Annotated in this window: 10 protein-coding genes; 5 read left to right on the forward strand and 5 right to left on the reverse strand. The window is 37.7% G+C overall.

What is annotated here, in order from left to right; all coding sequences use genetic code 11:
- The coding region (gene proS / locus QVB70_RS00005; RefSeq protein WP_287582112.1) for a proline--tRNA ligase at nucleotides 1-1,347 on the reverse strand (1,347 nt) is incomplete at its 3' end.
- Nucleotides 1,348-1,633: 286 nt separating this feature from the next.
- Between proS and QVB70_RS00010 the strand changes: the two genes are divergently transcribed.
- The 3 genes from QVB70_RS00010 to QVB70_RS00020 all read left to right on the forward strand — a co-directional run bounded on the left by QVB70_RS00010 (nucleotide 1,634) and on the right by QVB70_RS00020 (nucleotide 4,016).
- Nucleotides 1,634-2,149 (forward strand): HD domain-containing protein, encoded by a 516-nt coding sequence (locus QVB70_RS00010; protein ID WP_287582114.1) that lies wholly within the window; start codon nucleotides 1,634-1,636, stop codon nucleotides 2,147-2,149.
- A gap of 65 nt (nucleotides 2,150-2,214) precedes the next feature.
- Nucleotides 2,215-3,465, forward strand: coding sequence for an aconitase/3-isopropylmalate dehydratase large subunit family protein (locus tag QVB70_RS00015; RefSeq protein ID WP_287582116.1), 1,251 nt, complete (start codon nucleotides 2,215-2,217; stop codon nucleotides 3,463-3,465).
- Nucleotides 3,466-3,476: 11 nt separating this feature from the next.
- Complete coding sequence (locus QVB70_RS00020; protein WP_287582118.1) at nucleotides 3,477-4,016, forward strand: hypothetical protein; 540 nt, start codon at nucleotides 3,477-3,479, stop codon at nucleotides 4,014-4,016.
- 108 nt (nucleotides 4,017-4,124) lie between these two features.
- Here QVB70_RS00020 and QVB70_RS00025 read toward each other — a convergent pair whose 3' ends face one another.
- The 3 genes from QVB70_RS00025 to QVB70_RS00035 all read right to left on the reverse strand — a co-directional run bounded on the left by QVB70_RS00025 (nucleotide 4,125) and on the right by QVB70_RS00035 (nucleotide 7,383).
- On the reverse strand, nucleotides 4,125-4,949 hold the full coding sequence (locus QVB70_RS00025) for a hypothetical protein (protein ID WP_287582120.1): 825 nt from the start codon (nucleotides 4,947-4,949) through the stop codon (nucleotides 4,125-4,127).
- Between the two features lie 300 nt (nucleotides 4,950-5,249).
- Nucleotides 5,250-6,452, reverse strand: coding sequence for a glycosyltransferase family 4 protein (locus tag QVB70_RS00030; RefSeq protein ID WP_287582122.1), 1,203 nt, complete (start codon nucleotides 6,450-6,452; stop codon nucleotides 5,250-5,252).
- A gap of 58 nt (nucleotides 6,453-6,510) precedes the next feature.
- Nucleotides 6,511-7,383, reverse strand: coding sequence for a polysaccharide deacetylase family protein (locus QVB70_RS00035; RefSeq protein WP_287582124.1), 873 nt, complete (start codon nucleotides 7,381-7,383; stop codon nucleotides 6,511-6,513).
- A 273-nt stretch (nucleotides 7,384-7,656) separates the two neighbouring features.
- Here QVB70_RS00035 and QVB70_RS00040 point away from each other — a divergent pair, with 273 nt between their 5' ends.
- Nucleotides 7,657-8,781, forward strand: a complete 1,125-nt coding sequence (locus QVB70_RS00040; RefSeq protein ID WP_287582126.1) for a hypothetical protein — start codon at nucleotides 7,657-7,659, stop codon at nucleotides 8,779-8,781.
- A 78-nt stretch (nucleotides 8,782-8,859) separates the two neighbouring features.
- Here QVB70_RS00040 and QVB70_RS00045 read toward each other — a convergent pair whose 3' ends face one another.
- A complete protein-coding gene (locus tag QVB70_RS00045; protein ID WP_287582128.1) occupies nucleotides 8,860-10,032 on the reverse strand; it encodes a hypothetical protein in 1,173 nt (390 codons plus the stop codon).
- 274 nt (nucleotides 10,033-10,306) lie between these two features.
- On the opposite strand from QVB70_RS00045, the gene QVB70_RS00050 reads away from it, so the two are divergent.
- Complete coding sequence (locus QVB70_RS00050; protein ID WP_342766522.1) at nucleotides 10,307-10,861, forward strand: archaeosortase/exosortase family protein; 555 nt, start codon at nucleotides 10,307-10,309, stop codon at nucleotides 10,859-10,861.
- Nucleotides 10,862-12,181 lie beyond the last annotated feature (1,320 nt).

Consider the following 12,181-nt stretch of genomic DNA (forward strand, 5'->3'; position numbering starts at 1 on the left):
ACCTAATATACTGCCTGAGATTTCCTCTTCTAATTCGTGGGCACATCCCTCTTCGCCACACCAAGAAACTTCTACTATTCCAGACCTTGAAGTTACTATCTTTTTTACTTCTTCGATATTTTTTGCGCTGAATACTCGTTCTTTGAATTTCTGTTCTGCCGTAGTTTTCATATTTTCGGTAATCTCATCCAACAATTGTTGTATGCGCTCGATCATCGACTTCATAGAAACCTGTTCTTTTTTCAATGTGTCCCGTCGGACCAATGTAACTTTATTTGCGTGGATGTCTTTAGGACCGATCTCCACCCGAATGGGAACACCTCGTAATTCATGGTAATAATATTTTGCGCCTGGAGTTAAGTCATCTCGATCATCGAATTGAACTCGGAGTCCTGCTTTGCGGAGTTTACTGAGAATTTGTTCAGATACTTCTCGCACTTCTTTTTCTTTCTCTTTATAGTAAATTGGTACAATCACAGCTTGGAAAGGGGCAACTTCTGGAGGTAGGACTAATCCGCGATCGTCACCATGTATGCTAATGAGTGCAGCAATAACTCGTTCTGAAATCCCGAAACAACTCTGATATACATATTCATGCGATCCTGTTTCGTTCTCAAATTGAATGTCAAATGCATGAGCGAAGTTTTGACCTAAATTGTGAACTGTACCTATCTGAAGAGTTTTTCCATCTGGAGTAAGGGTGTCAAAAGCCATAGAATATTCTGCTCCTGCGAATTTATCCCAATCTGGTCTCTTAGAAATGAGGTAAGGTAGTAAAAGTCTATCAAAAATTGATGAGTAAATCCATACAGCGGTATCCAGTTCTTGCATTAAATCTTCAAGAGTAGCATGTGCTGTGTGAGCTTCCTTAAAGGTGGTAATCTCTCTTACACGAATTAATGGCTTAGTGGCCTTTGTTTCGTATCTGAAAATTGAAACAATCTGGTAAACTTTCACAGGCAAATCGGCATGACTTCTGATCCACAATTTAAACATTGGATAGATCGCTGTTTCACTAGTGGGTCTCAACAAAAGCTTAACCTCTAGAGGTGACAAACCTCCTTGAGTAACCCAATAGACCTGGCTTTCAAATCCTGCAATATGTTCCGCTTCTTTTTGGAAAAAGGATTCTGGTATTAATAGGGGAAAAAGTACCTCTTGGTGTTCTGTTTCGTCATTCAATTCTCTTGCAATCTTTAAAACATTTTTCCGGATTGCAAATCCGTGAGGTAACCATATACCCATTCCTTTGACAGGATATCGGAAATCGGTGATTTCTGCTGCACTTAATACGGTTGAAAACCATTCGCTGAAATTCTCATCCTTTTTTGGAAGCTTTTCGCTCATGTTCTTACCTCAGTCAAACTTGAATGAATGAATTATGCTTTGCTGTGCATTAATTGAATTGCTTTATTAATCATTCTCACCGAGTCGAGTTATGACATTGGTATATTCAAAATCGACTATTCATGTTACGTTTGTTGTTGTGTGTTGCAATAAGTTATTCATACCTAAAACGACGTAATTCGATATTTAGACTTTTGGAAATTAATTACAAGGCAAAGGATTATTAGATTCGAAGAGAATATATCGTTTAAGTGCATGAATTTAACGGGAAGAATGAGGCACATCTATGTATATCGAAAGTCTGTTCCCAGAATTAAACGAAATAAGTGATACAGCATTAAGAGAGAAGGTAATAAACGTATTTCTTCGGGCAATGGAATTGGGAGAATGGGATAACATCGAGGGGATTCCTTTCACACTTTTAATTGAAGACTGTCCTATAAACTTAGTTGCACACACACGCTTAACTACTCAAATGGCTCAAAAAATTGGAGAATTAGCCGAACAGATCACCAAAATAAACAAAGATTTTCTTGTCGCAGGCGCATTGCTGCACGATGTTGGCAAATTGGTTGAATATTCACGTTCAGATAAAGGGAATTTTCTCAAGAGTCAATTAGGAGACCTCTTTCGACATCCTGCAATTGGGATGCACCTCTGCCTCAGTGAAGGACTCCCATACGAGATTGCACATATTTGTTTAGCACATTCATCTGAAGGAAACAAACTGAAACGTACTCCCGAAGCATGGATTGTTCATCACTGTGATTTCATCTGCTTCGAATTGGCAAAATTGCGTTAGAGGGGGATAATGGGGAATTTCTTACAGATTTTTGGAAAAAACCATTTTCTAAGGTGTGGTAATTCTTGTCTGGCAAAACAATGATTGAAAAAATAATTAACAATCATTCCAAAGAAGAGATTAAACCTGGCAATATAGTATGGATGGACATTGATATTCGAACTGCACGTGATTTCGCAGGTGCTAATGTAGTTGATCACTTAGAAAAACACTATCCAGAAGGACAGCGTATTGCAGATATTGGCAGGACTTTTTTCACGTTTGATTGCGTTGTTCCTGCTAACAATGTTGGTTATGCAGAAAACCAGCATACTATTAGAAAATTTGCTCGTAAAGAAGGTATTAAGGTTTACGACGTAAATTCAGGCATTGGCAGCCACGTTGCTATCGAACAAGGATTTGCCTATCCTGGATGCACCTTAGTTGGGACAGATAGCCATTTGAATATACTAGGAAGCATTGGAGCCTTTGGACAGGGAATGGGCGACCAAGATATTGCTTTTACATTCAAATCAGGAAAGACATGGTTCGAAGTTCCCCATTCAGTTAAAGTAAACGTTAAGGGTAAAATTGCGAGTAATGCAACACCCAAGGATTTGACGCTTGCTTTAGTGAAACATTTCGGTTCAGCAGGACTTTTAGGTCTCTCTGCCGAACTTTACGGACAACCAATAAATAATTTGACTTTAGATGGGAGGATCACCCTAGCTAGTATGGTTACCGAAATGGGAGGAATTATTGGCTTAATTCCGTCAAGTAAGGAAGTAATTGATTTCTGTAAAAAAAGAAGTAAGTTTGATTTTGAACCAATATATGCAGATGAAGATGCTTCGTACCAAAAAACAATAGAAATTGATTTTGATGGTTTAAAACCACAAATTGCTTGTCCTTATTCACCTGAAAATGTTAAAGATGTTGCTGAAGTAGCAGGTAAAAAAGTTGACTCTGTTATAATTGGCAGTTGTACTAATGGCCGTTATAGTGATATTGAGTTAGCGGCAAAAATGATACGAGGTAAGCAAGTGAAAGAAGGAGTAATGTTTAAAATTGTACCAGCTACACGCGAGATTTATGGCAAAATGCTAAAAAATGACCTATTAGAAATCTTTTATGATGCGGGTGTAATCGTTAGTCACGCTGCTTGCAGCACATGCTCAACGGGACAAATTGGTATGACTGGGGAAGGTGAAGTCCAAGTGACTACTGGAAACAGGAACTTCAAAGGAAAACAAGGAAAGGGACAGACATATTTGGCAAGTCCTGCTACAGCCGTAGCGACGGCAATAACTGGTGAGATTTCTGTTCCAGAACTTTAGAAGGTTAAAACATGACAGAGCGACCATTGATAATTAAAGGTAAAGCATTCGTTTTAACAGACATCAATGGCAAAATGATCAACTCAATAGACACTGATATGATTTTCCATAACAAATACGTGTGGATCACAGATATTAATGAGATGGGGCAATATGCATTAGACAATCTTGAAGGATGGAAAGACTTCGCTAAATGCATTGAAACAGAAAAGTGGGAAATACTAATTGTTGGCCAGAATTTCGGTGCTGGTTCTAGTCGTCAACAAGCTGTTGATTGTTTCAAATCACTTGGCATAAAAGCGATCATCGGTGAATCATTCGGGGCAATTTACAAGAGGAATGCCATTAATTCAGGGATGCCATTAATGCAGCTAGATAATTTTGATGTGGCAAGCATCGACACTAGTGATGAATTAATTCTTGACTTGAAAGAAGGAAAACTAGACAACCAAACTAAAAAAAATAATGTACCAATTAAACCCATGTCACAGGTTCAAACGGATATCTATTTAGCTGGAGACCTTTTTGCTTATGGCTCAACAATAGATTAAGAAAAAAAAAGTAGGCAAATATAGAGCCCTAAAGATAAATGATAAACAAATATCTAGACTTGAGTGATCGTTCAGTCACATGGTCACCGATGTATGTAGTGCTTTGTGTTACTCTTTTCTCTTTTTAATTACAACAAAGACAAATACCGCTAACATTGTTGCTACAATGAAGACAAGGGAAGATTCAATTGGAAACTCAGGAAATATTGCACCGCTAATAGTAAGCACGTTCCATTCAGCATCTTGCCCAGCGTAGTAATTCATAGTTGCACCTACGTCGAATTCAACTCTGAAAAATATAGAAATAGTATCGGTTTCACTTAAGGCAATATCCCTTCCATTCGTATCTCCAGAATTTAGTTTTTTCGATATTTCAATGCTCCAATCTCCCGCTGACTCTGTCACCACATCCGTTGCATCATTTGTTCCTAGAGCATCCGTGTCATTTTCAGCAATACCACCAGGTGACCACCAGTCGGTATCCCAAATAGAAAATGTTCCATTAACGGATATTACCATATCAAGAATATCGTCCGGTTCTATGATACCATCAGGAGGGGTGGGGCCAGTATCGTTAACCTCAAATGCTACAAATAATCTAGTGTTGTCTGCAGTGGAGTTAAAGTATGTTGCGGCTATAAATAGATCTGTATCATTATGACAGAATTTAACATTTATCTTAAATGCGGGTGTGGTCGTGTCGCCTTTGTAAAGTTGAACCTCTGTCCACTCTCCACCAACATACCATTCAGTTTCCCCAATAATTCCGTCAATTTGTGGCTCAGCTGTACTTGGTGGAATTTCATAGGCATTTATAGGGGTCTGTGCACCAGCAGCTTGCACAGAAGTCGCATATCCCACAATCAGAAGAAACGATAGTACTACTGCAGCTATCCCAGATAGTATCTCTCTTCTTGGGTAGGTTATATTCATAAATATTCGCTCCTAAAAATTGCATAAATTGAAAGAGAGTATAAATAGGGCGATTATATATAGATATGCTTTCAATTTGTAAGTATATTGCGCGATAAATAATTTTAGGACAACTTCTACGCCGTTTTAAAGTATTAAGTGGATTCAGAACGACCAGCACATTATTTAAGTATAAATTAATACTATTTTAGACGAGTATATTCACCCCTATAATTCTGCAGTCCTAAGATTATGGTTCTAATAGAAAATATCCTAAAAACCATGCAATTCGATGCAATTGAAGTTAAAACAGACATGTTATTAAAGGTATTCACTGTTTTGAGATTTCTGTTCTAAAATTGCGCTCTTATATAACACCGCTATTTCTTTTGCGATGTTAGTCCATGAGTGCTGTTTTTCTACTACATTTCGAGCAGTTTTACCGAGTTTCTTACCATATGAAGGATTATCAAGTAAAAATAAAACAGCTTTGGCAATTTCATTTGGAGAGCCTGATGAAACTAAATAACTGGTTAGACCATTGCTTGTAACATCAGTTATACCGGGGATATTCGCAGCTATAATTGGTTGCGCCATCGCCATAGCTTCCAATACACTAATGCTAGAAGCTTCTACAATGCTTGGAACAACAACAACATCTGCTGCCGAAAGATAGCTTGGTACGCGATAGTTAGGGATCCCACCAACAAAAATAACATTCTTTGATATCTTGAGTTCAGAAGAAAGTTTGACAAGTTGTTCTCGTTCTGGACCATCACCTATAATAACAATTTTTACATCGTTAGTTTTAAGAATAAAAGGAACTGCTTCAAGAAGGAAACGAACCCCATTTTTTGGTACTAATCGCCTTACCGTCATTATGACGGGACTTCCACCCTTTAACTTTTCCATTGGTTCAATATTGGGTGAAAATCGCGTTATATTAACGCCATTAAGAATCGTTTTAATTTTTTTGTGATTTCCTGTCCAACGCTTGACTTTTTTCGCAAAGGCTGTATCTGTATGAATCTGATACGAACAATGTCGTGCTAAGAATGAACTCAATATTTTTTCCATTATTCTAAAAAACTTTGACTTGAAGGAATTTTTTTCAATAAAGTCCCAGACGTCATAATACGATCCGTGTATGGTGTTAATACTAGGAATCTTCGTGATTTTTCCAAAGAGATACGCTAATAGACCTGACATATAAATATGTCCATGAACGACATCGAATTTTTCACGTCTTATGCGAAGTGATTCTTTTAAAGCGGCAAGAAAGAAAAAAAATTGTCGTCTTACAGTCAACTTGTATGGATTCCAAGCTGTAGAAACCAGTCCTAACCAATCTACTCGCTTAAATTTTATCCTATTTTTGCAATACGTTTTTTTTGCGCCTGGGATTGCACCAGTAAGGAATAGAATTGTATGCCCCATATGGGCCAAGTTTTCAGCGAGATTCATAATATGGGCTTCTATCCCTCCAGAAAAGTTCCTCCCCACGGGGCCTAGTTCATAAATCATCAAAATATTCAAAGGTTTTATCGTATTAAGACCACCATTCACTTTAGCATTACGTCGCTTAGAGATTGATGAAATGCTCTTTCAATGCATTACTCTTTTTCCACACTTTTGCGACTTCACAAAATCTGGAAAATGAGAGATTCTGAGAGATTACGAATTGTAGAAAATCACGTAATATATGCACTTTGTGGATTCCTTCATAACTTGGATGAATATACATTGCTGAGAAATTATACTTTTCTACATTATCGAGCAATTTCTTCTTTAAAAACTTCAAAATTTCAAGATCTGATTTTCCTCTCACCACCAAGTCCTCTATGAGCGGAGTATTGATGGGAATCTGTAATGTCCTAAATAAAACATTATCAAATGCAGGTATGAATGGTTTCTTTCCTTTCATGTCACTAGCATACAACAACTTGTATTTATCCAATATCTTCAGACTTTTTACTGTCCATTTGAAACTTGGTGCAGCAGAACCTTTGGGTGGCGTCCCAAAAATTCGTTTATATGCATTATAACTGCGAGAGAAAATCGTCTCAATTTCTTCCAAAGTCATTTCTTCTAAATGATTTGCCCATAGATAGTGATCATAATCGTGAATTCCTAATTCATGTCCTCTTGCTATGATATTCTTAAGCAATTTTGGATGTCCTTCGCCAATTTTTGGCGAAGGCAATAATATGCCATATAATAAATTTTTCAATCCATATTTTTTGAGTGGATTTATGTGCAAAAAGTGTGTTCTTTTATTCCAAATCCTAAAAAAATTCTTTCCAGAGGTATCTGGTCCCATTGTCACAAAAAAGGTTACTCTTATAGCATATTTTTCAAATAGTTCTAAAAGCGTCGTCACACCTTTTGTCAAGTCATGTATCGTATCTATATCTACCCGTAGAGAAAAAACTTTCTCAGTTTCCGTTTCTTCCATGTGTCTTCATTTAGTGAATTGTTCAAATTAAAAACTGATTCTTTTAATGAAATTCATAAGAAAAATTAAATTATATATCACTGTGTACAGCAGACCTCTGATCATAATAGTTGAACTGAAATTCACTCACAAAGCAATTGTTGATTAGTGTATTTTTGTATTAAAATACGAACCGTAGAAAACAATTTATAATTCATATCAACATAAAGCGGGACTACTTTTTCTATACAGCAAGTAATGACAGGAGAGAAAAAGTTCAAAGGAGAAATCAAAATGTACATAAAAACTCCAAAAAGAGGGATATTAGTAGGGATAGCTGCAGTAGTACTATCATTTCTATTAGTTGCGGGGTATACAGCGCCAGTATTAGCAGATACCGAACCTGTCTTAGATATCGGTGCAAGTGGAACGTGGGATGATACACGAGTGGATCGTGCCTGTATCATTAAAGACGGAGGACTCTACAAAATGTGGTATAGTGGACATAATGGTAGTAATTATCAAATTGGGTATGCTACATCAAATGACGGGGTCTTATGGGAAAAATATTCGGGAAATCCAGTCCTCACTGCAGGCAGTAGTGGTAGATTCGATGAAGATAATGTAATGAGTCCTTGGGTGATTAAAGACGGATCAACGTATAAGATGTGGTATAGTGGCTCACAAACCGGCCCAGTATGGAGAATCGGCTACGCAACTTCTTCAGATGGCATAAGTTGGACCAAATTCGATGGATCTGAAACAGCTCAGTCAGTATTGGATCTTGGTGCTGGTTTCGATGTACACGATGTTTTTCACTGTACTGTTATTAAAAATGAAACAGACTACTTTGAAATGTGGTATACTGGAAATGATGGCAGCAGTAATTTAGCAATTGGGCATGCATGGTCGTCTGATGGCGAAAGTTGGACAAAGAATTCTGCAAATCCTGTCATGGATGGAACGGGTGGAGACTCATGGGATGACACTAATGTATTCAGTCCATGTGTAATTAAAGTAGCTGAATATGCTGACTACAGAATGTGGTATTCAGGCGGTAACGATTCAAACACTTATAAGATTGGACGTGCTGGTTGTAATGATGGGGTATCTTGGTTCAAAAACCTCGGTCCTGTCTTTAGTGAATCAGGACAAGCAGGAGATTTTGATGAGATTGAAGTGCTAGCACCATGCGTCATTAATGACGGGGGAACCTACAAGATGTGGTACACAGGAGTAGATTCTTCTTCTACAAATAGAATCGGCTATGCTATCTCAGATGATGGTATTGATTGGACGCGAGTGAGCGTCCCAGAGTTTCAAATCGGCTCTCTTGGATTTTTAACAATGCTGATGCTGACCATGGGAGTGGCTGTCCCTGTTACAACGGTACTAGCGAAGAAACGCAAAAGAAAATAATTCATTTTTATTTTTTCTTTTTTATAGACACAAAAAGATGACTTGGGAGCATCTTCAGGTTTTTAGCGCTATAATGACCTATAGGAACGTCCTAATCAATAAGAGGCACGCAAATAAGCTATAATTTATGATTTGAAAAAGAAAAAGAATATCTCTATCATTATCTGCGGAATTCAGATTTTTAGAAACCAGAAAGATGAGAGGTATAACCATTAGCCAGCCCCATCTACTTACATGCAGGCTTAGAAAAACAAATCCCGCGCACGTCATAACTAAACAGAAACCCAAATAACTGTCCCATTGAAGGTCATGCTTCTTGTGGTTACAAAGAAAATAAACACCTAAAACGCCAATAAATGGAATAATCCTATAGATTTCATACAGAACGTTCACAATATGACTTGAAAGAGTTTGTGAGGGTAGAAAATAAGGATGCACTATCGTGAAATAAACGAGGATGTAAAAAATAAATGGAAGCGAAGCGAGAATTCCAATAAGAGCCACAATTCCAACAAATATGAATCCGAGAAGATCTTTCTCCTTGTACACTAAACAAATAAACGCAATGAAAAAGGGTAGTGCAGTTATTAAATGAGTTCCCATCAGCAAAATCATAAAGAGAGGCGTAAGAAATTTTTGTTTTTTCCATGAATAAAAAATCAAGAGACCGAAGGTAAATCCCATCATATTTCGTATCAAATCGACTTCAATTCTCAAAATAACTGGAGAAAACATGTACAAGAATGCACCCCAGAAACCCATTATTTCATCAAAAGTGATCTCTAATAATTTATATACGAGCAGAAGGTTTATTGCACTGAAGACAATAGGTATCAGAAACAAAAGATATATTGGGAATCCCAGCCAGATTAATGAGAGTAAGAAGACATAAGGAAGTGGTTCTATGCGAACTGCAAAGGTAGCTGCAGAGCCTGTAATCCATCGATACAATATATCTGCGTCTCGCGGTATATTCGCTAAAAAATAGTATTTAGATAGATCAAATGGCGGGCCATGAGCATTTATAGGGATAAGAATAAGCAGTGAGAGGATGATATGTGCAAAAAAGAGATATCTCAGCTTTATTGTTTCAGGAAGGGTTAATGGAATACGTATATCCAAGTTATGAAGTATAAAATAGAGAAATGGCAAACTAAAGAATATCAGTGCAAAAATTACGTAAAATACAGAATAATGGCCTCTAAACAGGATATTCAGAATCGTAGAAAATGTTTCTTCAATCCATGTCAAGTTCGATTCTCCCAATAGATCCTCTAATCAAATCAAATTGTCTTTTAGTGATTCGATTTTATTTATATTTTAGATTCAAAATCTTTTTCAGAAAATGATAAATCAGGAAATATCAATACAGTTAAGCGATTTTGCAATGAATTATTCAAAACTAAAAATATTAATGGGTTCGGTGCTTTGGAGTGTCGCATTCATCCTGTATTTGCTTTTTGAGTCTACAAGACTCTTTTTCTTGCCTCCCTTGGGATTACTCTCCTTCGGCGGAGGTACCTTCTTGTTCATACAAGAATCCGAAAAATTTCAGATACTAAGGAAGCTTATTATTCCGTTTATTGCGGGAATATTTATTTTTTGGATTTTCTTGACAACTCAGCTCGATATATATATTTTGCAGACACCTTTAGCGAATATAATGACAGATCTTACGGTACTTGTCACAGTATTGGCATTGAATGGTTTAGGAATTCTTGCAACTCATCAAGGAAACCTAATTATATTTCCCGCTGCATCGAAGGTTTCTTCTGTATATATTGATGCAAGGTGCGGAGGTATTCATTCTTTTCTCATTTTCGTCTGCTGTTTTATTGTAATACTCTTAAGAGAGGGATATACCGTCCCGAGAAGAAAAATTGCAATCAGTTCGCTCATTGGAATAGCTGGAACATTAGTAACAAATTATATTCGAGTTATTATTGTTTGTTTGGTCGGGATATTTTATGGAACTGAACTGATGTTTTGGACGCACAATTATGCGGGGTTCGCACTCTTTTTAACGTGGCTTACCGCATTTTGGTATCTTGCTTTAAGTTATCTCCTGCAAGAAAAATAATAGAGGTATAGAAAATCTAATTCTTAATTTAATTTTTTCGGCGAGAGTCCCGTCTGAAAGACGGAGAGGATGTTACAGCAAGCCTACCCGATCATTAAATTCTATGATCAACTCATCAATCCTGGGCGTCACCTTTTGGATATCGCCCCAATAATCCTCGTAATAGTACCATTGCCGGTTCAACTCATCAACGTCGAACATTTGCTGTTCTATCCATGTGAAATACTTCAAATGATGAATTCGCTTCCTTTCGTAGTGAGAAAGTTCAATAAATGCATCTGTTTTTTGTCCTAACATATAACGGTGGTAATCCTTTATTGCATCCTTTTCCGTATATTCTCCGAACGCTTCTTGGGCTTCTCTCAAACGCGATTCGTACATCTCCATGCTATCTGTAAATACGGTTAATATGACATCATTGCTAGTCAGTTCATAGTATTTCGCGAGTTTGATAGACATGAGCACGTTTGCGATGCTGGAGATCCCTAATAAGTCAAGTTTTGAAACTAGTTCCTCAGAAACACCAACATCGTTAATTAGATAATTTTGACCAGCGGGTTCATTGAAGAGGCGCATGAGATTCATGACATCGTTGTCATCGATTGCAATAATCATGTCAGTATTACGGACATTATGGATCCATGGGACATGCTTATCTCCAATCCCCTCAATTCGATGTGCACCGTATCCGTTTAGCCAAAGGGTTGGGCATTGAACCGCCTCTCCAGCAGCAATTTTTGAGCTCGGGTATTGTTGCTTCATGAAGTCACGACAGGCGATCGTGCCGGCAGATCCTGTCGTTAAACTCACTCCTCTGTATTTGTCGTTTCCGAGTTCCTTGTCTAACACTTCACTCATGGCATTGCCTGTAACATCGTAATGAAACAAATAGTTACCAAACTCACTAAACTGATTGAACACAAAAATATCATCTCTCGTGCGACGAAGCTCCCATACTTTGTCATAGATCTCCTTGATATTGCTCTCGCCGCCTGGAGTTTTGATAATCTCTCCAGCTACAGTACTGAGCCAGTCAAAGCGTTCTTGAGACATCTCTTCTGGCAGAATGGCAATGCTTTCACATGCCAGCAACGTTGCATCGTAAGCACCACCCCTACAGTAGTTGCCTGTACTGGGCCAGACAGCTTTGTGTTTCGTGGGGTCAAATTGTCCTGTAACCAGAGGAGGAACTAAACAGCCGAATGTTGCTCCAACCTTGTGTGCGCCAGTAGGAAACCATTTTCCTATTAGTGCTATAATTCGAACTTCCACGCCCGTAAGTTCTGTAGGTAACTCCATATAGTTGGGAAGAGATTGAAA

Source organism: Candidatus Borrarchaeum sp., from assembly GCF_019058535.1.
GTDB classification, from domain to species: Archaea; Asgardarchaeota; Sifarchaeia; order Borrarchaeales; family Borrarchaeaceae; genus Borrarchaeum; species Borrarchaeum weybense.